23 protein-coding genes are annotated in these 26,952 nt (G+C 38.5%); 17 read left to right on the top strand and 6 right to left on the bottom strand.

Annotated elements, in window-relative coordinates:
* The first annotated feature begins 18 nt into the window (after nucleotides 1-18).
* A complete protein-coding gene (locus PO903_RS18425; RefSeq protein ID WP_273594223.1) occupies nucleotides 19-933 on the top strand; it encodes a methyl-accepting chemotaxis protein in 915 nt (304 codons plus the stop codon).
* Nucleotides 934-1,034: 101 nt separating this feature from the next.
* Here PO903_RS18425 and PO903_RS18420 read toward each other — a convergent pair whose 3' ends face one another.
* A complete protein-coding gene (locus PO903_RS18420) occupies nucleotides 1,035-1,547 on the bottom strand; it encodes a hypothetical protein (protein WP_273594222.1) in 513 nt (170 codons plus the stop codon).
* Nucleotides 1,548-1,906: 359 nt separating this feature from the next.
* Between PO903_RS18420 and PO903_RS18415 the strand changes: the two genes are divergently transcribed.
* From PO903_RS18415 to PO903_RS18380, 8 genes are all read left to right on the top strand, one after another.
* Nucleotides 1,907-3,997 (top strand): thioredoxin domain-containing protein, encoded by a 2,091-nt coding sequence (locus tag PO903_RS18415; protein WP_273594221.1) that lies wholly within the window; start codon nucleotides 1,907-1,909, stop codon nucleotides 3,995-3,997.
* 177 nt (nucleotides 3,998-4,174) lie between these two features.
* A complete protein-coding gene (locus PO903_RS18410; RefSeq protein WP_273594220.1) occupies nucleotides 4,175-4,759 on the top strand; it encodes an RDD family protein in 585 nt (194 codons plus the stop codon).
* Between the two features lie 31 nt (nucleotides 4,760-4,790).
* A complete protein-coding gene (locus PO903_RS18405; RefSeq protein ID WP_273594219.1) occupies nucleotides 4,791-5,318 on the top strand; it encodes an RDD family protein in 528 nt (175 codons plus the stop codon).
* 195 nt (nucleotides 5,319-5,513) lie between these two features.
* Nucleotides 5,514-6,644, top strand: coding sequence for a PP2C family protein-serine/threonine phosphatase (locus tag PO903_RS18400; RefSeq protein WP_069326026.1), 1,131 nt, complete (start codon nucleotides 5,514-5,516; stop codon nucleotides 6,642-6,644).
* Between the two features lie 25 nt (nucleotides 6,645-6,669).
* Nucleotides 6,670-8,724: a FapA family protein gene (locus tag PO903_RS18395; protein WP_273594218.1), complete on the top strand. Its 2,055-nt coding sequence runs from the start codon at nucleotides 6,670-6,672 to the stop codon at nucleotides 8,722-8,724.
* 14 nt (nucleotides 8,725-8,738) lie between these two features.
* On the top strand, nucleotides 8,739-9,050 hold the full coding sequence (locus tag PO903_RS18390; RefSeq protein ID WP_069326024.1) for an STAS domain-containing protein: 312 nt from the start codon (nucleotides 8,739-8,741) through the stop codon (nucleotides 9,048-9,050).
* A complete protein-coding gene (locus PO903_RS18385) occupies nucleotides 9,050-11,107 on the top strand; it encodes an HD domain-containing phosphohydrolase (protein WP_069326023.1) in 2,058 nt (685 codons plus the stop codon). The genes PO903_RS18390 and PO903_RS18385 overlap by 1 nt, the downstream gene beginning before the upstream one ends.
* A 132-nt stretch (nucleotides 11,108-11,239) precedes the next feature.
* Nucleotides 11,240-12,268 (top strand): dienelactone hydrolase family protein, encoded by a 1,029-nt coding sequence (locus PO903_RS18380; protein ID WP_273594217.1) that lies wholly within the window; start codon nucleotides 11,240-11,242, stop codon nucleotides 12,266-12,268.
* A gap of 60 nt (nucleotides 12,269-12,328) precedes the next feature.
* Here the strand turns inward: PO903_RS18380 and PO903_RS18375 are convergent, their stop codons facing one another.
* The 5 genes from PO903_RS18375 to PO903_RS18355 all read right to left on the bottom strand — a co-directional run bounded on the left by PO903_RS18375 (nucleotide 12,329) and on the right by PO903_RS18355 (nucleotide 14,997).
* The gene (locus PO903_RS18375) at nucleotides 12,329-12,619 is read right to left on the bottom strand and encodes a YxcD family protein (protein WP_069326047.1); all 291 of its coding nucleotides are present in this window, start codon (nucleotides 12,617-12,619) and stop codon (nucleotides 12,329-12,331) included.
* 5 nt (nucleotides 12,620-12,624) lie between these two features.
* Entirely contained in the window at nucleotides 12,625-13,059 is a 435-nt protein-coding gene (locus PO903_RS18370) for a hypothetical protein (RefSeq protein WP_273594216.1), read from the bottom strand.
* A 131-nt stretch (nucleotides 13,060-13,190) separates the two neighbouring features.
* Nucleotides 13,191-13,754 (bottom strand): PadR family transcriptional regulator, encoded by a 564-nt coding sequence (locus tag PO903_RS18365; protein ID WP_069326020.1) that lies wholly within the window; start codon nucleotides 13,752-13,754, stop codon nucleotides 13,191-13,193.
* 278 nt (nucleotides 13,755-14,032) lie between these two features.
* Complete coding sequence (locus PO903_RS18360) at nucleotides 14,033-14,617, bottom strand: beta-class carbonic anhydrase (RefSeq protein ID WP_069326019.1); 585 nt, start codon at nucleotides 14,615-14,617, stop codon at nucleotides 14,033-14,035.
* 41 nt (nucleotides 14,618-14,658) lie between these two features.
* A complete protein-coding gene (locus PO903_RS18355; RefSeq protein WP_137221509.1) occupies nucleotides 14,659-14,997 on the bottom strand; it encodes an iron-sulfur cluster biosynthesis family protein in 339 nt (112 codons plus the stop codon).
* Nucleotides 14,998-15,243: 246 nt separating this feature from the next.
* On the opposite strand from PO903_RS18355, the gene PO903_RS18350 reads away from it, so the two are divergent.
* From PO903_RS18350 to mutS, 8 genes are all read left to right on the top strand, one after another.
* Nucleotides 15,244-16,773 carry a carboxypeptidase M32 gene (locus PO903_RS18350; protein ID WP_273594215.1) on the top strand — a complete coding sequence of 510 codons (1,530 nt, stop codon included), beginning with the start codon at nucleotides 15,244-15,246 and terminating at the stop codon, nucleotides 16,771-16,773.
* Nucleotides 16,774-16,972: 199 nt separating this feature from the next.
* Nucleotides 16,973-17,947 (top strand): aromatic acid exporter family protein, encoded by a 975-nt coding sequence (locus tag PO903_RS18345; RefSeq protein WP_069326016.1) that lies wholly within the window; start codon nucleotides 16,973-16,975, stop codon nucleotides 17,945-17,947.
* A gap of 192 nt (nucleotides 17,948-18,139) precedes the next feature.
* Nucleotides 18,140-19,180, top strand: coding sequence for an ABC transporter ATP-binding protein (locus PO903_RS18340; protein WP_069326015.1), 1,041 nt, complete (start codon nucleotides 18,140-18,142; stop codon nucleotides 19,178-19,180).
* Nucleotides 19,158-20,084: an ABC transporter ATP-binding protein gene (locus PO903_RS18335; protein ID WP_273594214.1), complete on the top strand. Its 927-nt coding sequence runs from the start codon at nucleotides 19,158-19,160 to the stop codon at nucleotides 20,082-20,084. Before PO903_RS18340 ends, PO903_RS18335 begins: the two co-directional genes overlap by 23 nt.
* Before the next feature lie 15 nt (nucleotides 20,085-20,099).
* Nucleotides 20,100-21,068 (top strand): oligopeptide ABC transporter permease, encoded by a 969-nt coding sequence (gene opp4B / locus PO903_RS18330; RefSeq protein ID WP_069326013.1) that lies wholly within the window; start codon nucleotides 20,100-20,102, stop codon nucleotides 21,066-21,068.
* 61 nt (nucleotides 21,069-21,129) lie between these two features.
* Nucleotides 21,130-22,035, top strand: a complete 906-nt coding sequence (locus PO903_RS18325; RefSeq protein ID WP_273594213.1) for an ABC transporter permease — start codon at nucleotides 21,130-21,132, stop codon at nucleotides 22,033-22,035.
* A 37-nt stretch (nucleotides 22,036-22,072) separates the two neighbouring features.
* Nucleotides 22,073-23,869 (top strand): oligopeptide ABC transporter substrate-binding protein, encoded by a 1,797-nt coding sequence (gene opp4A / locus PO903_RS18320; protein ID WP_069326012.1) that lies wholly within the window; start codon nucleotides 22,073-22,075, stop codon nucleotides 23,867-23,869.
* A gap of 238 nt (nucleotides 23,870-24,107) precedes the next feature.
* Entirely contained in the window at nucleotides 24,108-26,897 is a 2,790-nt protein-coding gene (gene mutS, locus PO903_RS18315) for a DNA mismatch repair protein MutS (RefSeq protein ID WP_273594212.1), read from the top strand.
* Nucleotides 26,898-26,952: the final 55 nt, after the last annotated feature.

Raw genomic sequence — 26,952 nt, 5'->3', positions numbered from 1 at the left:
ATACATTGGAGGGAAATCATGAACGAAATGAGTCAGCTTGAAATGGTGACGGACGAACTAGTTATACGCACTCTACAGGATAATTTAGCTATTATCCGTTTTGGGACGAATCGTAAAATTGCTTATGTTAATCCTATTTTTGCAGAAGTCGTTAAATATTCGCCAAATCAAATGATTGGCATGCATCATAAAAATTTATGTTTTCCTGAATTTGCGAATAGTATAGAGTATGAGAAATTCTGGGATAGTCTATTATCTGGAGAAACATTTCACGATAAAATAGAACGTAAAGATGCAAAAGGGAATGCAATCTGGCTAGAAGCAACTTATATGCCGGTATGGAACAAAAATAGAAATGAAGTTATTGGTGTTACCAAAGTGGCTACAGATATTACCGAGCGTCAAAGCGATCTTTCTTGTGTCGTGGATGATCTCCAAAAAACAGCACAAGCACTTAATATTCGTTCATCCGCAGGGATTGAGCACAGTCAAGAACTACTAAAAAGTATGAACACCATTGTAGAATCATCGACGACGAATACAACCACACTTATTAATTTGCAAGAACAAGCATTAGAGATTCAAGGGATTGTACAGACGATCCGTAAAATAGCCTCTCAAACTCATATGTTGGCTTTGAACGCAGCGATAGAGGCTACACATGCAGGTGAATTTGGACGAGGATTCAATGTGGTTGCTAGAGAAGTACGTAAACTGTCTTCGATGGTACAAGATTCGATTATAGAAGTGAAAAAAAGTGTAGATTCAATGAGTCTAGAAGTGCAGAAGATTTCTAATGGCACAGACGATGTACGACAAAGTGTGCAACAAGGGCAACAGCAAGTCAATACAGCAATGAAAGCTTTTACAGATATTGCTTCATCCGCTCAAGTGCTGGATATTCAAGCGCAAAAAGTAGCTAAGATTATTTGATCGACGATGTAAAAATCCCTTGAGAAATGTAACATGAAAGCCATTAAACAATGACTTTTACGTTACGATCTCAAGGGATTTTTTATTTTTAAATTTTGCTATTAACGTCCAGCTGTATCCGATGCCCACATTGGACCTTTACCACCACTAGAATACATCACTAGATTACCATCGTCTTGAATAGCAAGTATCTCTCCAACCATGCCTGCTGGAACATTACCTTGATAGTAATTATTACTCCATGCTTGAGGATTAGCAGACCAGAAAGTATAATCTTTGAATTGATCAGTTACTCGAAAACTACTTGGATTAAAAGTAAGCAATTGTGGTGTTCTTGTAATGACATAACCACTAATCGGATCTTGCCATCTATACCGCTTACCATCTGTATTTGTAGACCATATCGATATACCACCATCTTTATACAGTACTAAATTACCATCCGCTTGCATCATCAAATTAAATCTTCCATTGTTGGAAGTTAACTTCTGATCTTTGCCAAGCGTTTCTCCCGGACTCAAAGTGTTTTTAGCAAACGCTGCTGAAACCAGACACAGTTGAAGCATAAAAACAGCGAGTACAATCAAAGTTGTTTTTCGGACTACCTTTTTCATATGTATCATTCTCCTCTAAAAAAATATTTGATTACAACTAAAATATAGCATTTAATGTATAAAATTGTAATATTTTAAAATAGAAGTAAATGTATAGGAATATAGATGCATTTTTTGAGGAGAGAGAATTTTCTTTGAAGGTAAGTAGAGTTTTGCTTTGTTTTACATAAAGACTGATATGATCAGCACGTATGCCCGAGGATGATGAGTTCAACCTTATCAAAACTTAAAAAGCTTTTAAAAATAGAAGATGTGAGGTTGAAATGAATGATCTTTTTTCTCCACTTCCGATTGCTAACATCTATTTAGGGTAAAATAATATCAAGTATATAATCCAAATTTAGAATTGGTGGTGTCCTATGTCAACGAGCAATACATCCAATAGATTAGCTAAAGAAAAATCTCCTTACTTACTTCAACATGCTCATAACCCTGTGAATTGGTTCCCTTGGGGAGAAGAAGCTTTTACCAGAGCTAAATCAGAAAATAAACCCATTTTTCTCAGTGTAGGATATTCTACCTGTCATTGGTGCCATGTAATGGAAAAAGAATCTTTTGAAAACGAAGAAGTGGCTCAGTTACTTAACGAATCTTATATTTCGATCAAAGTCGATCGTGAAGAACGGCCGGATATTGATAATTTATATATGGCGTATTGCCAAGCATTAACCGGGCAAGGTGGATGGCCTTTAACAGTATTGCTAACCCCTGACCAAAAGCCATTTTATGCGGGCACGTATTTTCCGAAAGAGACTAAATATGGTCGAATCGGTATGATGGATATGCTGTCTCAGATTCGTGATAAATGGACAGAAGATCGTGAAAATATTGTTCGATCGGGTGATGATATTGTAGAACGTATGAATCGCCAGCAGACGAAGATTACGAAGTCTGGGCAGTTTGGTGAAGAACTTGTACATCGTGGATACAAAACATTTCAGAGTTCATTTGATGAAGTGTATGGTGGATTTGGCGGGGCGCCTAAGTTCCCGACTCCACATCATTTGATGTTTCTCAGTGCCTATTCTCATGTGTATCAAGAACCAGAAGCGTTACATATGGTGCGCAAAACATTAGATCATATGTATAGTGGCGGCATCTATGATCATATCGGATTTGGCTTTTCTCGTTATTCGACCGATGAGAAGTGGTTAGTTCCTCATTTTGAAAAAATGTTGTACGATAATTCATTATTAGCGATTGCTTATCTGGACGGATATCGTCTGACCAGTGAAACCAAATATGCACATATCGCAGAATCTATTTTTACTTATGTATTGCGGGATATGACTTCACCTGAAGGAGCTTTTTATAGTGCAGAAGATGCGGACTCCGAAGGGGTCGAAGGGAAGTTCTATGTATTTACTCGCGATGAGATCGAAGAAGTATTAGGCCTGGAAGAGATGCATAAATATTGTAACGTGTATGATATAACGCCTGAAGGTAATTTTGAAGGTAAAAATATTCCAAACTTGATTCCTTTTTCTACCTCAGAAATTGCAGAGCAACGTGATCTCAATGAACTGGCATTACGCACCGATCTAGAAGAAGCCCGTCAGAAATTATTTGATTATCGTGAGCAACGCGTGCACCCTTCCAAAGATGATAAAGTGTTAACCGCATGGAACGGCATGATGATTGCGGCTCTCGCTAGAGCAAGTCAAACTTTACAAAAACCTGAATATGCACAAGCAGCAGTTAAAGCAGCTGATTTTATTTGGGAACATATGCGTCGTGAAGATGGTCGTCTGCTTGCTCGCTACCGTGATGGGGAAGCCGCTTATAGTGCTTATGTCGATGATTATGCTTATTTGATCTGGGGCTTACAAGAATTGTATGAAGCGACTGGATTAGCGAAGTATCTACAACAAGCGATAACACTCAAAGAACAATTGATTGCTCTATTTTGGGATGAAGAGCAGGGTGGATTTTATTTCACAGGTCAAGATGGAGAAGCATTGATTACTCGTACAAAAGAAATTTATGATGGAGCGATGCCATCGGGTAATTCTGTTGCGGCATGGACATTAGCCAAATTAGCTGCGGTGACGCAAGATATAGAACTGCGTCAATATGCCGAACAAATTGTGACTACATTTACAGGTACGGCTGAGCAATATCCAGCAGGGTATTCGATGTTACTACTTGCGGGATTGCAATTGTTGCAAGGGAATCAAGAAATTGTACTCGCAGGGAAAGTAGAAGATATCCATTTTCAAGAAATGATCGCTGAAGTGCAAAAAGCTTATTTACCATTTGCTTCTCTAATTATTCATGCAGATGGTACATCAGGTGAAGCCATTAGAGAGTTGCTTCCTCATTTGCAAGACAAAGGTATGCAACAAAGTCAGGCAACCGCGTATATCTGTGAAGGTTTTGTCTGTCATGAGCCATTAACGACAGTAGAAGCATTGCGTGAGTCTGTTCATCGCCCTGTGCATCTAAAATAGTTAAACAACTTGTAATCTAGCAGATAAGATTTTCAATTATATGAAAACCTACTTCTACATTCACATGTGGAGTAGGTTTTCTTTTGTATAGGTGATTATCTAGTAATTTACAACTATATCGTATAAAATAACAAAGTTGGTAGAAATGTATACATAGCAGAATAGGAGTTAGATGAAATGAATGAAGCAGGAACCAGTTCTCACGGCTACGCAGGATTTTGGAAAAGAACAGCAGCGACGTTGATCGATGGATTTATTGTCGGATTTGTGTTATTGATTTTGCTAGGAATTCCTACGATCATCGGATTTGTGAATGGAACATGGATGAAGAATGAAAATGAATACACGACAGGCGATATTACTTTTTTGATTGTATTTTACATTTTATATGTTATTGCCGAATTAGTCGTACCGTGGTTGTATTTTAGTTTATTTGAAAAATCGAAATACCATGCCACACCAGGTAAAATGGCTCTAGGTATCATAGTAGTAGATCGTTATTTCCAACCGATTCGTTTTGGTCGAGCAACAGGACGCTTTTGGGCTAAAAATTTATCGTATATGATCTTATGCATCGGTTACATGATGGCAGGTTGGACACAATACAAGCAAGCATTACATGATATGGTCGCTAGCACCTATGTTGTAAATAAAAAAGATTGGGAACAATACATGTATATGCAACAACAGCAACAAGCAGCTTCTTGGAACCAACCAGAGATATCTCCTTATTTGCAAAAAGATCAACCCGAATTTAGATAAAAATTAAAGAGTCAGAGGAGAAACGATTATATTGTATGCAGGATTTTGGAAAAGGTTTGCAGCTATATGTATAGATGCGATTATTCTTAGTATTGTATATTTAATTTCAAGTGTTATTTTGAGTGTAGTTATTGTGGGTATCCTCCATCTTACAGACCATTCACTCAGTAATGAAGTCTTTATAGGAGATCTACTGCCTATTATTTTTCAATTATTATCTGTTTTGTTAACCTGGTTATACTTTGGATTATTTGAGAAGTCGAAGTATCAAGCAACTTTGGGTAAAATGATACTCAGAATCAAAGTAGTAAATCGTTCTATGCAACCGATAGGATTCGGACGTGCAGTAGCACGTTATTTCTTAAGAATATTATGTAATTTCACTTTAGGCATAGGATACATTATCGTTGGATTTACAAAGTATAAGCAAGGTATTCATGATATGATTGCAGATACGTACATTGTAAATAACCGCGCTCTGGATAATTACTTATATGAACAGCAATTTCAATCTCCACCACAGACCGAATATCCTTTGAATATGGATAAAAATATGTAGTTGGAAGCCTTATATCATCATTTGTAGGTTTGTTGAAAGTCTATTTTGCTTCAAGCAAAGTAGGCTTTTTTTGTTCAAATCTATTCAAAATTCTTAATTAAATGCTTACTCAATATAATTGTAACCGTTAACTATCACATAAATGGAAGAAACTGACGAAAATAAAGATATAAACTACTCTGAAGGAGAAGTATCATGAGTATATTGATTGTAGATGACTCCAGACTTAATCTTGTCTTTTTGCAAAATGTACTCGATACAGCAGGGTACAAGCATATACAGACGGCTTCTTCGGCTCAAGAAGCATTCGATATTCTTAGTATTCACGACCAAGTATCTCCTCGTAAAGCAGCGGCGATTGATTTAATTTTATTGGATATTGTAATGCCTGGAATCGACGGAATTGAAGCCTGTCGGATTATTAAGAGCTGTATCGTTTATCAGGATTTGCCTATTATTTTCCTCACCGCAGATCGGATTCATTTCAAAGAAGCTTTTAATGCAGGTGGTATGGATTTTATTGAAAAAGGTGGACCTGATTATGAACTACTGGCACGAGTTCAATCCGCTATTCGACTTAAAAAAGAAATGGATTCACGCAAAATTCGAGAAGAAAAAGTGCAAAAAGAACTGCAATTGGCTAAACATTTACAACGTAGCGTCCTCAGTCCACCAATTAATGAACCTACTATTCGAGTGCACAGTAGCTATCTACAATCGACCGAAGTATCCGGTGATATGTTGTACTGGAAAATGTTCGATCCACAGCATTGTGGTGTACTGCTCATTGATGTATCTGGTCACGGAATATCGGCTGCACTGATCAGTATGTCGATTCGTTCTCTGCTTGATGGCATTGTAGGTGTAGTGAAAGAGCCTCAACTGGTCTGTCAGGAATTGAACAAAAAGATGAGAGCACTATTTGGTAAAAATCGCCGTGCTGCTTACTTTACAGCGATTTATCTATTTATCGACTTAGAGTTAAAGCAAATTGAGTATTTTAATGCAGGACATCCACCAGGCTTATTATTTTTGAAAGATCAATTTCCTACTCAATTAACAGGCACAACCGTCCCAATCGGTATTCAAAATGATATGAAATTAGATACAGCTACAGTGACGTACGAGACACCTGCACGCATTGTCTTATACACCGATGGATTAGTCGAAAAGCCTGGCGTCTCTATCCATGCAGGAATCGAAAAGTTAGAACACTATGCTCAAAGCCTACACTATTTGGAAAATGAAGCGTTCGTAGTGAAATTAGAACGTTTGATTCAGCATCGTAAAGATGATGTCTGCATTATTTCGATTGAATTGACATGAGAAAGGTATGGAGGAGGTACCCACTATGGAGCGTAGTGTGATTGCTAGAGCCAAAACAGTGCAAGATGCCGTGGAGCAAGCTCTAACTTTGCTAGATGCTACCAAGCAACAGGTTCATATTGAAGTGATGGAAAGTGAAGCCAAAGGGATGCTTGGGCTTTATTCCAAGCAAGCTGTAGTCAAAGTAACACTCAAAACAGAAGAAATACTAGATCAATCGCTGGATATGGCAGAGTATTCTCCGCCGATCTCTATAGCTGAAGCCAGTGTGAATATACCACCTTCTAGAATCGAACATCCAGTCACTACCCCCTCTATAGATGATACAGAAGGTAAAGTATGGATTGAAGCAGGGCAAGTCTATTTTCATTCCAAAGGAAACCATCAACCTAGTATTCGTGCAACTGAACAGGTATCTCTTTGGATTGACGAAGTACCTATTCTCGCAGGGGAAACAGTAAAATTATCTGCTGGCGATATTGTCCGATATGAAGTAGAAGATAAAGTGGTAGAACCGGTCTGGGACATTCATATTGATGATAAAGCAATGAATGTACAATTACGAATTGAAGCAGGATATCGCATTATTCGGCAGGTTGTTGATACTCCACCAACATTGCGATTGGTTCTCAAAGCAGAAGAACAGAAGCAACATACACCGATTGAACCGATAGCCGTACGCAAAAAATTAATCGAGCAAAAAGTAGTCTACGGTCTGTACCATGATGAGATCAAAAAAGCTTGCCTGAGTGAAGTAAATGATACATTTCTGATTGCAGAAGGTGAGCAGGCAATCGCAGGTACGAATGGATACTTTGAGATTAAAGTCGATACCAAGACTCGCAAAGTACAGCCAAAAATGCGCGAAAATGGAACAATCGATTATCGTGAGATTAAAGAATTTCCTTGTGTCGATGATGGTGATTTGATCGGTCTAATCTATCCACCTGTGATTGGCATAAATGGAGTCAATGTATTTGGAGAACCTGTTCTAGCACCACCGGTAACAGGTGTAATTGTGTTAACTGGTCATGGTACACAGCTATCTCAAGATGGATTGGAAATTCTTGCTACACGTACCGGAATGCCTGAAGTGATTATACAGGGAAGACATGTAAAGGTTGCGATTATTCCGAAGCTTGAGCATCGTGGAGATGTTGCTCTTCAGACAGGCAATATTCATTTTCAAGGTGATGTTGAAATTAGCGGCACAGTTCAAGATACAATGAAAGTCGAAGCAGATGGTAATATTCATATTAAAGGCAATGTGAATATGGCAGAAATTATAGCAACTCAGTCATTAATGGTCACTGCTAATGTGATCGGAAGCGAAGTAGCTGTTGGACAATTGTTCCTTTTTTATGGTCAAGCAGAACCTATTTTGCAAGTGATTTTGCAACAAACGGAATTTTTGACGACAGCGATCGAGCAATTGAATCGCGCAGCAGCTTTTAAAATCACAGATATTGATCAGCATGGGCTTGCTCCTTTGCTTGACGTTTTATTTCGTGGACGGTTTAAAGAGTTGCATAAGCAATTACTTTTGTTTATGCGTACTATAGAAGAACACAAAGCGTTAATCAATGAAGAATGGCAAAAATATATCAAAGAAATCAAAAATGGTTTTTTAAATCTAACAATGAGTCATTTTAAAACAGCACAGGATTTAGATCGTTTTGTTAAGCGAACAGCCTATTTGTTAGACCGAGTTGTTTTACCTCAATTGGATCATATTTTTGCACAATTTCATTATATTCAGAATAGTCAAATTCTTGTAGGTGGGCCAGTCCAAGTGAAAAAAGGATGTTACAACACACAATTGCGCTGTGCAGGATTACTTGAAGTGACAGGATTTCTACGTGGTGGAGATTATTATGCCGCCAAAGGGATGCATATTCAAGAAGCTGGCACGATAGGCAGTAATTCTACGAAATTAACCGTCAAAGAAGGCGCAGTGATTCATGTGGACAAGTTACTAGGCGGAACGATTTTACAGATCGGCTCCAAAATGCACCATTTTAAAGAAGATACCTTTAATGTCAAAGCACGCTTGAATGAGGATCGCCAATTTGTATGGTAGGAGAGTGAAAAATAATGTTTGCATATCAAATCGTGACCGATGAAGTACAAGCTACAATTTATTTTGAAGGTGATATTGATATTGATGCTGGGGATGTATTAGAGGACGAGATCGAACCGGCTGTAGCACCGTATACGAATATTATATTGAATTTGGAAAAGGTATTCTTTGTAGATTCTTCTGGGATTGGACTGATTATTCGTCTGGTACAAGTGTTGCAAGAATTAGGGCGTAATGTCTATATTGAACAAACTCAACCGGAGGTTATGGAAGTTTTTGAATTGCTTCAACTGGATGAGATTCTGGGCAAGGAAATCTTTAGATAATGAAAGAAAAGAACGGTTATACGATATTGCTCAGCCTTGTAGGGGTAGCAAGTATCGTATATATGATCCGCGAATGGCATTCAATTGCATTGTTTGCAATTGCGCCGATTCTGTTTCTTATCGTTTTGTTGGATCTGTTTCCGGTCAGATTACTAAGCGGTGAGGAGTACAGCGGAAGTCTGGTTGGGTTTCTTATTCTTGCGCTTGCTTTTGGGTATAATCCTGCTATTTTGGGAATAGTCATCAGTACGATTATATCTTACACACGCAAAAAGAATTTTGATATTCGGCAAATGAATCTTTTTCGAATCTGCTCTGCATTAGGCAAAAGTGTAATTAGTATTTATTTATCGTATCAAGTGATGGAAGCCTTGAATCCTTTTTCTACCTATATTCAGGCAGGGCTAGGAGCTCTAGTATTTAGTCTGGTCTATATGTTATTACTAGCAGGTGCTTCTACAACGATTATCGGCACACCTTTTCTTAATGATATGGTGCTCAAATTAAAAGAGTTGATCGTACCTGTATTGTTATGTACGATTATCGTTCCTCATTTTCTAAGACATATCTCGTTAGGCAATATCGTATACGAAACAGTGTATGTGTTATTGTTTTTGCTACTAATTATTTTTTTGTCGCATGGATTTATTCGTCAATTACAGATTCGAATGAAATCTTCAGAAGAGTTTATTCGATTAAGCGAATTGAGAATTTCTCAACGTAATGAAGGGCATGGTAAGAACACAGGGATTCTTTGTCAGTATATGTTGGAACTACTGGCGTATCCCAAAAAAAGAAGAACAGATTTAGTCAATTACACTACACTACATGATATTGGTAAATCATTATTACCGATGGAGATTCTGACGAAGCGTGGTGCATTATCTTTAACAGAAGAAAAAGAGTATCAGTCTCACGCTACTGAAAGTTCTAATATTATTTATGCGATTAGTGGAGATAAGAAAGCAGCAGCCTGGGTACTTCATCATCATGAACGTTATGATGGCAAAGGATTCCCGTCTGGCTTAAAAGGTCAGGATATTCCTTATGAATCGCGTATTATAGCGCTCTGCAATCATTTGGAACATTTGTTAAGTAGTCATTCCGATAATGTAGACGTCTTACACCAATTACAACGACTTTCAGGCAAAGTATTAGATCCTAAGTTGATACAACGGATCACATTAGAGATTATTATCGCTTTGCGCCAGCTTGTGATCACTAAGCCGTTACTTGAAGGTTCGGATCTGATTGATTCAGAACTTCCATCTGTAGATGAACACAAAGAAATGAGTGGATTCACTGGTGGGACTGTATTGCTTAAATATAAAGACCATCATAGTCTGCAAGAGATGGAAGACATTCATTTGAAAAATCAATTAGGGCCACTGGCTGAACATGCATTACGTGTCTCTGAAAATTTCTATGAAGTGATCCAGAGTAATCAAAAAACATTTGAAGCTCATTTTTATCCAGAAAATAATTGGGTTGCTATTGTATTAACAGATATTACACCGGCGTTAGAATACCGTGAACAATTGCATCAAAGTACGATGCGCTCGTATAAAGATGTGATCGAAACACTTTCTAAAAGCAAAATTGATATCTGTCTAGAACAACAAGAGATTGAAGAACATCTGGGTAGTCCACTAGCTAATATGGATATTATGACTAAAAGCGACGTATCTTCAGGACGCTCATTGGTGATGGAGTATATTCCAGAAGAGCTCAAAATCAATCAACCGAAAAAACTGATGCATATTAAACTCGCTGTATCTGAAGGAGTTACCAATCTGATTAAACATGCTGCACATGGCAAATTGTCTGTGTATAGTAAGCCTAATGTTCTGCAAATTTATATTACAGATCATGGTTCAGGTATTCCTATTCATGAGTTGCCTAAGATGATACTGATCTCAGGATATAGTAGTAAGCGTTCACTAGGTAAAGGTTTTGCATTGATGTACACCTCAGCAGATCGAATTATGGTGCATACCAGTTCAAAGGGAACATCTATTTTGCTAGAGTTTGATGTTTTGTTAGAAGAAGCAGGTTAATGATAGATATATATCGCTATCATTAACTTGTTTTTATATAAACTAGCGATATAATAAAGGCATTATCAGGTCGTTATAGAAAAAGAGAGCATATACAACTCAAAATGATAACGTGTGCATAGGAGGAGAAATATGGGCGACTGGCAGGGAGATACACTGTTAAAGCAGTTATATACAGATACTGCGGCACAACATTCATTATCTTTTGCAGAAGAAGGACAGGATCGATCTCAAGGACGAACATTATTGCAACAGCTTATCGGTATATTTCCATCAAATGATAGTGATGAAGTAAAGCTTTTGGAAACCGTTGATTGTGGTACATATATTCGCAAGCGGATAGAATTGTCCGCTTCTCCTTATAGTTCATTTGCTGCTTATGTCTTAATTCCCAAACATCTAACGACACCTGCACCCGCAGTGATTGCTATTCATGGTCATGGCTACGGTAGCCGTGAGATTGTAGGCCTATTGCCAAATGGAGAAACCGATCTCAATACACCGGGTATTCATCAACATTATGCTGTACAACTGGTCAACCGAGGGCTGATCACTATAGCTCCTGATGTGATCGGTTTTGGAGAAAGACGATTAGCTGAAGATATGGCTAGAAATGCAGAGGTTGCTAATTCATGTGATTCTTTATCGAGCCGAATGTTATTAATGGGGAAGACGTTGGCTGGATTTAGAGTACATGAACTATTGAAAGTAGTAGATGTTCTAAGTGAAATGCCAGAAGTGGATGCAGAGCGGATTGGGATTATGGGATTTTCAGGAGGAGCATTGATTGCTTATTTGATAGCGGTACTTGATCAACGGATACGTGCTACAGTACTTACAGGATTCACCAATACGTATCAGGACAGTATTCTGCATATTCATCACTGTATCTGTAATTATATTCCCGGTCAGGCGGTGTATGCCGACTTGCCTCAATGGATCGGTCTGATCGCGCCACGACCTTTATTTGTAGAAGGGGGAAAGGGTGACCCGATTTTTCCTTTAGAAGGTGTGGAGCAGGCGATAACACAGTTACAACAGATCTATCTACAGCATCATGCAGAAGAACAATTTGCATATGATTTATTTGAAGGTGGGCATGAGATTAGTGGACGATATGCGTATGATTGGATACAAAAAAAGCTTACGATATTCGACTAAATGATAGTCTATATCGCAAGCTTTTGGAAAGTATTCTTCATTAAATGAATAGAGTAGAGATTAGTTATCGCGAATAATCGCTTGAATTTCTTCTTCGTCATCGTTGATAACTAATTCTACCTGTTCTTTAAATACACGTGCATTATACTCACTGAACATATAACGTAAGATCGCTTCGTTCAGATTACTTTCGACTAAATATTGGCTTCGTCCTTCTGTCCACACTTCTGCGGTGTAACCCGTGTCTTCTTCCCAGGAAAGTTGAACCGTTACATCCGTAGGTTTGAGTCCTTTGCGTTCAGCGATATTCAAGCACACTGCGTTAATGATTTCATCCATACTGAGTCGCATAGGCATTAACGTCTGTTGTACGGATCAGCGGATTTTTTACGTTGACGAATCATACGGTAAATACCACGAGCCGCTATAAATAGAATATAAATAGCAAATAAGTTGATAACTAATCCTAACAAGTCTCCGAACATTCCCATATTACCGAACATTCCGCCGAATAACATACCGGCAAGACCACCAATCATTAATCCTTTGAAAAAGCTACCACCGCTGAAAAATCCACGATTAGCTGTTGAACCGGCTGTAGTATTTTTGCTACGGTTCGTGCTGTTCATTGTACTGCTATTGCTATCTGTTGATTTTTTAGGTGTTGTTGTGTAAGACTTCGGTGAAGATTTGAATCCACCACTACGTCTTGCATCTGCATCATTAGCAAATCCGCTAAATAAGGTGAAGAATAATGTGAATGCTACAAAAACCATCAGCATTTTTTTCATTGTGTTCATGATCCTCCTAGTAGTTGTCTTCAATGACAGTATAGTTATTATACGAAGCACTTATTATTAGGTTTCAAAATGTTTTAATATTGATTCTCTTTATTTTGAACCATTGGCTTCGTATAAACTGTTCATTGGTGTTGAGGTTGTGAGGAGCTTTCTGTTGTTGTGGAATTTTTGAGCATGTCGATCACCCATGTTGTCCATTCCAAATTCGCTTTAGCTGTTGCCAATGCTTTTTGACGCAAAATGTATAATCCAAAATCGCGTGTACCGAATTGACGTACTTCTTCAGGCATTTTGTGAATCGCTTGCTCAAAGTAATGAATACGTTCTTGGTAATAAATAGATCGTGTACTAAACAAAGAGATAGCGTTTTCGCGATCGGTTGTCCATAAGCAAAATGCTTTGAGAACCAACTCATCACGACTAACAGGTTCACCCGCAGGAAGTTGCATCCATTCTTTGAGACGTTGCTCTCCTAGAGGGGTAATTGCGTAAATCTTTTTGTCTGGCTTGTCTGTTTGTTGAATCCATTCTGCGGATAACAGATGTTGTTCTTCCATGCGTGATAACAATGGATAAATTTGACTATGTTTTGCCTGCCAAAACGGTTGAATCTTGAGCATCAAGTCGTAACCTGACGAATTATTGCGTGCAAGCAAGGCAAGTAAACCATAAGATAGCGTGTTCATAGGGCATTCTCTCCTATCTTTTAAAACAGCCATTTGGCCGATTTAAGATAAAGTGTACACTACAACTGTATGCTTTCGCAAGGAAGCTCATAGCGATTTTATATAAAGTTATTGAAATATAAAAAAGATAGACAAAGAATGTTCAAATTTTGAAATGAAGCAATATTTTGCTCGTTTCAATAAAAATAAATAGCAAAAAGACGTGGATCAGTGACCTCCACGTCTGATATATCTACAGCCTTTTATGCTGTATTTTGAAGCGAATAATCGGTTGAAAATTAAGAGTTAGAAGGGACTTCAACCTGATCATAACCATTGACAAGTAGCTCTAATTGTCCTGTTGCTGGATCAATAATCATGCCGTGTACAGGAACGCTAGCAGGAAGTAAAGGATGGTTTTTGATAATGTCTACGCTACGCATAACGCCTTCTTTTTCGTTATCAAAACCTTGAAGCCATCTTTTAAGTTTAATCCCTGAATTTTCGAGTGTAGTCAGTACTTCTGGCGCAATTCCGCGTTCATGGATTTTCTCAATCATATGATCTGAGTTCAGTGAAGCCATACCACATCCATGATGACCAACTACGATCACTTCTTCTGCTTTTAATTCGTAAATAGCGACAAGAATACTACGCATTACACTACCAAATGGTTGTGAAATAATAGCACCTGCGTTTTTTAGAATTTTGGCATCACCGTTACGAATATTCATTGCTTTAGGCAATAATTCAGTCAAACGGGTATCCATGCACGTCAAAATGACCAACTTTTTCTCAGGAAAAGGACTGGAAAGATACGCTTCATACTCTTTACTTGTCACGAACTCCTGATTGTGTTGCATAATAGTTGTAATCGAATTCATTGATTATCCTCCTGCTCATCTTACGGATTCATAATAAAAAATTAGGCTAATGCTTTGCGTCCATCAAGAACGCGAATACTTCTACTATAGTACTGAGAAGCACTACTGAGTCTGAGTGAAGAACCTGCATCATCGGTTGATAATGTCAATTCATCATCATCATAATACGATTCACCACTTTGATGCATGGTGAGTGTTAGTACATTGCTTTCGATAACGGTATCTCGTTTGCCAGGCTCATCAATTAAACGAAGTGCCGGGATACCACCTGTACATCCGCAATCTTCATTATCTACGAAAATTCGAATAACAGCTTTGTTATCTCCTATTTTGCGTGCTAAATACTGTTCTGCTTGAGGGGTTACATTTACTTTTACCATTACGATTCACTCCTTAGAAGTTACAGGTATTATGATATGAGCAAAAATGGTTAAATGTATTCTTATAGACTCATAAATCAAAGTGTATAGCACAATCTGATGAATGATGTCTATAATATTTAATTGTGTACCATTGATTATACGTCTAGAAGAACGTATCATCAAGAGGTGTCTTTTTACAAAAATAACAATATTACATGTCATAGCCCAAGTGTTGTGTATGTAAGCAGAGAGGTGAACCCTATTATGGAACAATATGTACAAGATACGTTGACGCAATTCCGGCAATTGGTTCGCAAAATTAGCAGTTATGGTGAAGCGCTCGCATTGATGGGATGGGACTTGCGTACAGGAGCCCCACGTAAAGGTGCAGAGCTACGTGCAGATACGATTGGTGTACTAGCAACAGAACATTTCAAACTGTCTGTATCGAAAGAAATGGGCGGGTATATTGAAATCTTGTCACGTCCAGATGTATTTGAACAATTAGAAGACAATGACAAACGCATTGTACAAGATGTTCGTAAAGAGTATGAACTAAATGAAAAGATTCCACCTGAAAAAATTCAAAAATATTCTAGCTTAACGACTCATGCACAAACGGTATGGGAAGAAGCCAAACATAATGATGATTTTAAAGGCTTTGAGCCATTACTTAGTGAGATTGTAGCAATGAAACGTGATTTTATTGATTACTGGGGTGTGAAAGAAACACGTTATGATACATTGCTCGATATGTATGAGCCTGATTTGACAGTCGCCAAATTAGATGTGGTATTTGATCGATTGAAAGCACGTCTTGTTCCTTTATTGGAAAAAATCAAGCAATCTGCACATCAACCTGACAATGATTTTTTGAAGCAACAGTATGATATTGGTCAACAAGAAAAGATAGGTCATTTGTTGCTTAAAGAAATGGGTTTTGATTTTGATGCAGGACGCTTAGACGAAAGTGTGCATCCTTTTGCTACAGGTCTTAATCCAGGAGATGTACGGATTACAACAAATTATATGCCTGAAGATGTGATGAGTGCGATTTTCAGTTCTCTTCATGAAGGCGGACATGCATTGTACGAGCAAAACATTTCGCACGATCTAGCAGGCACTCCATTGGCAACAGGAACATCGATGGGGATTCATGAATCTCAATCCCGTTTCTGGGAAAATGTAGTAGGACGTAGTCGTTCATTCTGGGATCGTTATTATAGTGATCTGCAACAGTTGTTCCCTGAACAGCTTAAAGAAGTATCACTTGATACGTTCTATCGTGCAGCAAACCGTGTAGAAAATACATTGATTCGTATCGAAGCTGACGAGTTAACATACAACCTTCATATCATTATTCGTTATGAAATTGAAAAAATGTTATTTAACGAAGGTCTAGATGTGAAAGATTTGCCTAAAGTATGGAACAGTAAATATCAGGAGTACCTGGGTATTACACCACCTAATGATGTACTAGGCGTATTGCAAGATGTACACTGGTCAGGTGGAGACTTTGGATATTTCGCTTCCTATTCACTGGGAAATATGTATGCAGCGCAAATGACGCATACGATGCGCAAAGAACTGCCTGATTTTGAAAAGTGGATTGCTGAAGGTAATCTATTGCCGATCAAAGAATGGTTAACAGATAAAATTTATAAATATGGTAAAAGTCGTACTCCTTCCGAATTGATTCAGCAGATTACAGGTGAAGACTTGAACCCGGATTATCTTGCAGACTATTTGGAAGAAAAATATAACGAGATTTATCATTTACAAACTTCAAATTAATGTAGCAAGAAGCTTTCATCTGCGAGTAGTCTAAGCCGATGAAAGCTTTTTGTTTTGCTATTCTTTTATCTAATAACAGACGAATATGATATTGTCGAATACCGGTAAATCAAGTAGGATAAAAGCTATACTCAAAAGAGTAAATGAGATTACAAAATACAGATAGAGAAAAAGAAGTGGAGTAGGGAGAGAAAGACGCATGGGTTTTCGCGTGATCAAAACGGCTATTGCGGCATTATTAGCAGTAGTTGCAGCCAGCACTTTAGGAGTTCCAAGTGCAATGTCGGCGGCGTTATTAGCTATACTGGGAGTCGATGTTACACGTAAACGAAGTCTCAAAACGATTTCAGCGCGATTTTTTGCTTCGTTGATCGGAATGATTTGTGCTTTTGTTTTATTTTCATTATTTGGATTTCATCACTGGGTATTTGCCTTATATATTTTAGTGGCGTTTCCTTTGATTACACGGGCTGGGTTTAGTGCAGGTATTGTTACCAGTTCTGTGGTAGTCGTGCATATTTTTAATGGAGCGACGTTAACAGCACATACGATGTTAGTAGAAATTGAACTGTTATTGATCGGTCTAGGATCAGCGGCTATTGTCAATCTGATCTATATGCCTAATCCTCATCAGCGCTTAGATGCAATTCGTAGTGAAGTCAATGAGCTGTTGTCTCAAATGTGTGAGCAGATCGCCAAAACGCTTCGCAGTCCTTCTTTTGCTTGGGACGGAAAAGAAGTGATCGAAGCCTATACCAAAGTAGAGCAAGGACTGACCGAATCGAAGCGTGAATTGGAAAATCAGATGTTGCATACCGATGAGTCATGGACAGTCTATTTTTATATGCGAAAACAGCATTTGGATTCGATTCAGAATATGATGCAATTGGTAGCTCAAGTGTATCGTAAAATGCCTCAAGCTGATGCCGCTGCTGAAATGTTCGAACAATTATCCAGAGATGTCAAAACGCCGTATTATACTGGAAAAACCGAACATTTGCTTTTAGCATTGGAAGAAGAATTTCGAAATATGGATTTACCGACAACACGTGAAGAATTTGAAATGCGTTCCGCTATCTTGCAATTATGCAGAGAATTGGGTCAGTACCTAAAAATATCCAAACGTGATAAATTGCGTAACCCCTTGCTAGGTATGGATAATAAGGTAAAATAGAATATAAGTTTAATCATAGAAGCTATCTATATCGTCACACGTTATGATAGCTTTTATGCTAAATTCTTTTCACCAATTTGGAAAAAAGTTAAATTTTATTGACCTTTGGAAGATTATAAATATAAAATGATAACAATTAATAAGAAATGTTTACATTGCGTTAAAGATTGAAGGCGAGGAGGCAATCCAAATTTGAACACAGAATCGGTATTGGAAATCAGAGACCTGACAGTAGCTTTTCGTATCAAAGACGAGTATTACCCTGCTGTCGATCAACTGAACTTAACGATCAACAAAAACGAAGTTTTGGCTATTGTAGGTGAATCGGGTTGCGGTAAAAGTGCCTTGGCACTTTCTCTGACACGACTTCATGATAGCAAAAACACACGTATTGAAGGTGAACTGCTTTTTAAAGGGCAGGATTTGAACACATTGTCACCTGGACAGATGAACAAAATTCGTGGTTCCGAAATTGGAATGATTTTTCAGGACCCATTAACAGCGTTGAATCCTTTGATGACGATCGGCAAACAAATCGAGGAAAATCTCGATTATCATACGTCGCTATCTCGAAAAGAAAAAACAAAGCGTGTTATCGAATTATTGGAAAATGTAAATATTGTTGATCCAAAAAGGGTGTATGCCCAATATCCACATGAGTTATCTGGTGGGATGAGACAGCGGATTATGATAGCGATTGCCATTGCATGTCGCCCTTCATTAATTATCGCTGATGAACCAACAACAGCTCTAGATGTAACGATTCAATCTCAAATTTTGGACTTACTGAAGCAATTGCAAGCCGAAAATGACGCCGGTATTGTTCTTATCACGCATGATCTTGGTGTTGTGGCTGAAATGGCAGACCGTGTCGTTGTAATGTATGCAGGCGAAATTGTAGAAATTGCTGATGTAAACGAGTTATTCAACAATCCCAAACATCCGTATACCCGCTCACTATTGGCTTCAATGCCAGGAGCAAATGTAGGGCAGGAGAGCTTACATGTGATTGAAGGTCGTGTACCTTCATTACAGAATATCCCTCGCGGTTCCTGTCGCTTCTCAGAACGTATTCCTTGGATTCCACAGACGCATCATGCAGAGCATCCTGAGCTGAATGAAGTGGCTCCGCAACATTGGGTGCGTTGTACATGCTATCAGAATTTTCATTTTGAAGATGAAGTGGGAGATGGAAAGGAGATTGTATTGAATGGCATTGCTGGAACTCAATAACCTAAAAGTACATTATCCGATTCGTGGTGGCTTTTTCCAGCGTGTTGTCAGTCATGTCAAAGCAGTAGATGGCTTATCGATTCAGATCGAAGCAGGTAAAACTTACGGGCTTGTCGGTGAATCCGGATGTGGCAAAACAACAACAGGACGCGCAATTATCGGACTCAATAAAATAACAGAAGGAAATGTAACCTTTGAAGGGCAAGATTTAACCAAAATTGCTCACAAAAATCAGCATTCCTTACGCCGGGATATTCAAATGATTTTTCAAGATCCGTATTCTTCGCTAAATGGTAGAAAGCGTGTACTGGATATTATTGCAGAACCACTACGTAATTTTGAAAATTTAACCAAAGAAGAAGAACGTAGACGTGTGCAAGATTTACTTGAAAAAGTAGGTTTGAATCCAGAAGCGGCTTTTAAATATCCGCATGAATTTTCAGGTGGACAGCGTCAGCGGATCGGTATCGCCAGAGCATTGACGCTGAATCCGAAGCTGATTATTGCAGATGAACCGGTATCTGCTCTGGATGTATCGGTGCAAGCACAAGTGCTTAACTTTATGAAAGAAATCCAGAAAGAATTTAATCTAACCTACTTATTTATCAGTCATGATCTAGGGATTGTACGTCATATGTGTGATGAGATCGGGATTATGTATCGTGGTCGTCTGGTAGAACAGGGGAATACAGAAGATATTTATGAGAATCCACAACATGTGTATACCAAGCGATTGATTTCAGCGATTCCGAATATTGATCCAGGTCAGCGCCAAGCGAGTACACAGGCACGTCAAAATATTTTATCTTCATATCAACAAGATCTTAATAATCTCTTAGACCCAGAGGGCAAGCCATTGGCATTGAAGTCGATCAGCTCGTCACATCAAGTCGCATTACCATAGGGGGGAAATTAAATTATGTGGAAATTTACGCTTCGCCGCATTCTGATCATGATTCCCCAATTGTTCGTACTGAGCGTGCTGATCTTCCTCTTAGCTAAAGCAATGCCGGGCGATGCGTTAACGGGTGCTATGCAAGCCAATCCGAATGTGAGTCCACAAGTCTTAGCAGAACAACGGGAAAAATTAGGTCTAAATGATCCAGCATGGCAGCAATATGGACGTTGGGTAGGAAATTTAGTACAAGGGGATCTGGGAAAGTCATATGTACATAAAATTGGCGTTGCTGATCTGATCGGCAGTCGTCTGGCGAATACCTTTTACCTTGGTGTTGCAATTCTGGTTTTAACGTATTTGATTTCGATTCCACTAGGGATTTTGAGTGGTCGCTATCAGAATTCATTATTAGACAAAACGATTACAGGTTATACGTATCTCAGTTTTGCTACACCGCTATTTATATTTGCACTATTAATACTATTCGTGTTTGGATTCCAATTAGGATGGTTCCCAACAAGTGGTAGTGTAGATGTAGGGATAGATCCAGGCTCCGGTTCGTACTATGCGAATAAGTTTTATCATTTGATCTTGCCTGCAATAGCAGGGGCATTAGTAAGTACAACAGCAACGATTCAATACCTTCGTAATGAAGTGATTGATACAAGATTGAAAGATTTTGTGAAAACAGCTCGTTCTAAAGGGGTGCCTGAGTCTAAAGTATATTCAAAACACATTTTGCGTAACTCTTTACTTCCTATCGCTGCTTTTCTTGGTTATGACTTAACAGGCGTACTGGCAGGTAATCTGTTTATCGAATCTATTTTTGGATATCCAGGACTAGGGCAGTTATTTTTACAATCCATTACACAACGTGATTATTCTGTAGTTACCATACTGGTTATGCTTTCCGGCTTACTTGCTCTTATCGGTACATTATTGTCGGATATCATTTTAAGTTGGGTTGATCCACGTATTCGGATTGGCTAAGCTGAAGCACATTATACAATCTGGCACGTACCATCAGACATAAGAACGGAGGAAGCCTGTAATGGGAATGAGAGCTCAAACATTTGCACCTGAAGAAACGATTCAAAAATCACCTTCAAGTTGGTCGATTTTAGGTAAAGAATTAATCAAAGATAAAATGGCGATGATTTCCTTAATCTTTTTAGCATTATTTTTGATTGTTATTTATGGGTCTATATTCTTTATTGATCAAGAAGCTGTGACCAAAGTTGATTTGACCTCCATCAAGGCTCCACCTAGTGCAGATCATTGGTTAGGGACAGATCGAGCAGGTAGTGATATTTTCGGTCAAGTGATGATCGGAGCACGTAATTCGATTACGATTGCGTTTGCAATTACCATTTTTGCTGCTGTTATTGGTCTAAGCATAGGATTAATCGCAGGTTTCTTTGGTGGAATCGTAGATAATATTATTATGCGTTTTATCGATTTTATTCTTGTTCTTCCTTTTTTAATGTTAGTTATCGTATTTGTAACTATTGTACCTAAATATAATATATGGTCATTTATTTTCATTATGACTGCCTTTCTCTGGGTAGGTAAAGCTCGTTTGATTCGAGCCAAAGTACTTGCTGAACGAGAATTGGATTATGTACAAGCCTCCAAAACATTAGGTACGCCAAACTGGAAGATTATCGCTTTTGGTATACTTCCTAACCTGAGTTCAATCGTTATCGTAAATATGACATTGAATCTTGCTGGTAATATCGGGATTGAGACAGGGCTATCTTTCCTCGGATTTGGATTACCTCAAAGTACACCAAGTCTAGGGACGATTGTAAGTAATGCAACAGACCCTGATATTTTGCAAAACTATTGGTGGATGTGGTTACCAGCATCGCTGCTGATTTTGGTTCTTATTCTAGCGATTAACTTTGTCGGTCAAGCCCTCAAACGTGCGACAGATGCTAGACAGCGATTAGGATAATAAATTTACAGTACGATCATCAAAAGGAGGAAAATTTATGTTGGGAAATACAAAGAAAAAAATCGTATCTATTTTGTTCATTGCATTTGTATTGGTGTTATCTGCTTGTACAAGTGGAAAGTCAACACCAACGGCTCAAGATGCACCAGCAACCAATGAAAGTGTTAAAGAGTCTGGTAAGTTTCCAAAAGCAGCAACGAACACAGCTGCTGCAATTGAAGGTGGAACGATGAATTATGGTTTGATTTCCGATACTCCGTTTGAAGGTATTTTGAATCCTATTTTCTACAGTGGTAACCCGGATTTTGAAGTCATTCAATTCTTCTATCCGTCTTTCTTTGCTACTGATGAGAACTTTGATGTAAAAGATGGCGGAGCTGCTAACATTAGCTTCTCTAACGACAACAAAACAGTTAATGTCAAAATTGATGACAAATTAAACTGGTCTGATGGCAATCCTGTAACAGCAGAAGATTATGCTTTTGCTTTTGAAGTGATTGGTAACAAAGACTATGATGGTGTACGTTATGATACAAGCTTTATGAATATTGTTGGTATGGAAGATTACCATGCAGGTAAAGCAAAAACAATCTCAGGTATCAAAATCGTAAATGATAAAGAAGTACAAATTGACTTTAAAGAAGCAGATCCTTCTGTAAAATCAGGTTTATGGTCTTATCCTTTAGAGAAAAAAGTATTTGGAGATATTCCTGTAGCAGATATGTCTTCTTCTGATCCTGTACGTAAAAACCCTATCGGTTATGGCCCGTACAAAATCAAAGCGATGGTTACAGGTGAGTCTGTACAATTTGAAGCAAATAAAGATTACTTCCACGGCGCACCTAAATTAGCAGGTGTTAATCTAAAAGTAGTAAATCCTAATGTAGTGATTGAATCGTTGAAAAAAGGCGATATTGATTTAGCTTCATTCCCGAACAGTCTATATGATGGTAAAAATGTTCCGACGAATGTTGAGTTCTTAGGTAGACAAGAATTGTCTTATGATTATATTGGTTTCAAACTAGGTAAATTTGATAAAGCTAAAGGCGAAAGCATTATGAATCCAGATGCTAAGATGGCGAATAAAGAATTGCGTCAAGCGATGGGTTATGCTTTGAATAATGAACAAGTAGGTACACAGTTGTATCACGGACTTCGTACACCTGCTACTTCATTGATTATTCCTGCATTTGCGCAATATCATGATGATAGCATCAAAGGATATAACTATGATCCTGAAAAAGCAAAACAATTGCTGGATCAAGCAGGTTATGTAGATAAAGATGGCGACGGATTGCGTGAAGATCCTAAAGGTAACAAATTAACAATTAACTATGCAGCTATGAGTGGAGACACTATCTCAGAAGCTCGTGCTCAGTTCTATTTACAAAATTGGAAAGATGTAGGTCTGAATGTTCAATTGCTAGATGGTCGTCTACAAGAATTTAACTCTTTCTACGATCGTATTGAAAAAGATGATCCAGACATCGATGTGTATGGCGCAGCATGGGGAACAGGTACAGATATTAACCCTGCTGGATTGTATGGTAGTAAAGCTTCATTTAACTACTCTCGCTTCGTAAGTGCAGAGAATGACAAGTTATTAACAGAAGGTGCATCTGCTAAATCATTTGATATGGCGTATCGTAAAGATATTTACAATCAATGGCAGCAGTTGATGATTGACCAAGCACCTGTCATTCCAAGTCTTTACCGTTATGAAGTTCAAGCTGTAAACAAACGTATCAAAAATTATGATATTTCTTATGGTGGTAGCTATGATTCACTAGCTGAAATTGAATTGACTTCGGATAAACCTGAAGTACAACAATAAGAAATGACTGTAAAGTAGAATAAAAGAAGTGCGAACCGTTAACATGGGGTTCGCACTTCTTTTTTGATCCATAGCACTTTTTAAGCTCTTTCGTTATAATAAAGAGACGAACACGTATTTGCATTTCGAAAAGGGATTGCATATGACAACAAGTATGAGTACGATAATATTTCGATAAAAAACAAGCATGTTACATCTATGCTTAACGATATTCTGGAATGCTTTTTGGAGGGGAAACATGACTACGTATACACCGATGATGATGCAGTATCTCAAAATAAAAGAACAAGCACAAGATGCTTTTTTATTTTTCCGATTGGGGGATTTTTACGAACTGTTTTTTGATGATGCAATTTTAGCATCTAAAGAATTAGAAATTACACTTACTGGCAAAGCCGCAGGTGCACCTGAACGCATTCCCATGTGCGGTGTTCCTTATCATTCCGCAGAAAATTATATTCATCGCTTAATCGAAAAAGGATACAAAGTCGCGATCTGTGAACAAGTAGAAGAAGCAGGAGCAAGCAAAGGCATTGTGAAACGTGAAATTATTCGTGTCGTGACACCGGGTACGATGATGGAAAGCAAAGGCTTAACCGATAAAGCGAACAACTATATGATCTGTCTGACAGAGCGCGAAGGCAAAATGGCGTTAGCAGCTTGCGATTTGTCTACAGGCGAACTGCATGTGACTTCAGCATTGTCCTCGCAGCAATGGCTACGTGATGAATTAGGTCTGTATGAACCATCTGAAATTATTGGACAAATTGATCTTATAGATGAGCCATACCGCCAAGCACTTCAGTTAGGACGTAAAGTACTCTATACGCCTTGGGACAAAGCACGTGAGGAATTAGCGCGTCGTCAATTTGGAGAAGCAGCATGGGCAAGGTTGGATGAAGAGCGCCAATTATGTATTTCGATTCTGATTGGGTACTTGAGTGAAACGCAAAAACGTTCATTAGGACAGCTAACACATATCAGTGCCTATGAACCTGAACATTATATGATTCTTGATCCATTTACACGTCGTAATTTAGAGTTGATCGAGACGGTTCGTGAGCGTTCTCGTAAAGGTTCTTTGCTCTGGTTACTTGATCGTACAGAGACACCGATGGGTGGGCGACTGCTTCGTCGTTGGATCGATAAGCCATTGTTATCCCGGAAATTAGTCGAAGAGCGCTTAGAAGCAGTAGAGAAGCTTCATCATGGATTAATTTTGCGTGAAGACTTGCGATCTCAGCTTAAAGGTATTTATGATCTGGAACGGTTAGTAGGACGAATCGCTTTTGGAACAGCCAATGGACGCGATATGTTAGCGTTACGTGATTCACTGGCTCAGATTCCTGAATTGCGTCGTCAATGTACCGATTCTTCTTCTTCGACGCTTCAACAAATCTCGCAATTGATGGATGAATGTACAGACTTAACGGATGCAATCAGTACAGCGATCGTAGATGATCCTCCTGTATCAGTTAAAGATGGAGGCTTGATTCGAGAAGGGTATCATGCTCATCTGGATGAATTGCGCGAAGCTAGTGTAAATGGCAAGCGTTGGATCGCTGAGCTTGAAGCAGCAGAACGATTAGCAACAGGTATCAAATCGCTCAAAATCGGGTATAACAAAATTTTCGGTTATTATATAGAAGTGACACGCTCTAACTTAAATGCTTTACCAGAAGGCAGATACGAGCGCAAACAGACATTAGCCAATGCAGAACGTTATGTTACCCCTGAATTAAAAGCTAAAGAAGCATTGATTCTGGAAGCTCAAGAAAAAATGGTTGATATTGAATATGAACTATTTGCAGATCTGCGAACTCAAGTAGCTAACGAGATTCCACGGTTAAAACAGTTAGCTGAAAAAGTAGCAGAGATTGACGTTTATCAGTCTTTTGCAGCAATTAGTGCAGAACGTGCCTTTGTCAAACCTGTATTAACGGATCGATATGATCTGATTGTGAAAGAAGGTCGCCATCCTGTTGTAGAATCAGTGATGAACAATACTTCTTTTATATCAAATAGCACCGAAATTACCGAAGACAAAGCGAACATTTTACTGATAACAGGTCCTAATATGGCGGGTAAAAGTACGTATATGCGTCAAGTAGCTTTGGTATCGATTATGGCACAAATCGGGTGTTTTGTACCGGCGCAACATGCTGAAATTCCGATGATCGATCGTATTTTCACCCGTATTGGAGCCGCAGATGACCTGATCGGTGGACAAAGTACGTTTATGGTCGAAATGGCTGATATTCAAGTGATGACAGAACGAGCAACACCACGAAGTCTGATTATTATTGATGAATTAGGTCGAGGAACATCGACCAGTGAAGGCATGTCGATTGCACAAGCGGTGATTGAATATGTACATCATGAGATTGGATGTAAAGCGCTGGTATCTACTCATTTTCATGAATTAGCGCATCTGGAAGAAACGTTAGAACATTTGCAAAACTTCTCGATGGCAGTGAAAGAAAGCGGAGATAAAGTTCATTTTCTACGTAAACTTGTTCCAGGTGCAGCAAGTACCAGTTATGGTATTTATTGTGCGCAATTAGCAGGTTTACCAGAAAGTATTATTGATCGCGCCAATGGCATACTGAGTCGGATGGAACAAGCAAGTAGCACCGTTGTAGCCGATCAATCGACTATATCATCAGCAACTAGACCTGCACATACGGAACAGCATCAGACGACGTCTCATTACTCGTCTAACTATAAAGAGTCATCTTCTCCTATTGCTGAAAAGAGTGCTGCGCTTTCGCCAGATACTTCATTTACTGCAATAGATACGCAACAAATGGAAGATCAATATACTAAGCCTACCTCTAAAAATAAAGCACAAGATGTTGTACAGATGTCTATTTTTGGAGATGAAGAAGAAACGACTCAGACGATAATCAAAGAAGACCCTGTAGCCAAACAAATCGTTGAGTTGATTCAAAATACAGACATTATGAATATGACTCCTTTACAAGCGATGCAATTGCTAAATGATCTCAAAGTGAAAGCAACCTATTAATGTAATGGAGTAACGATAATGGATAAGAAATGGAATATGGAAGGAGGAAATAAAC

The organism is Paenibacillus sp. PK4536, assembly GCF_028594455.2.
Classification (GTDB): domain Bacteria; phylum Bacillota; class Bacilli; order Paenibacillales; family Paenibacillaceae; genus Saccharibacillus; species Saccharibacillus nuruki.
Note: the sequence above shows the minus strand (reverse complement) of the source record. Positions and strands in the feature narration are given on the sequence as shown.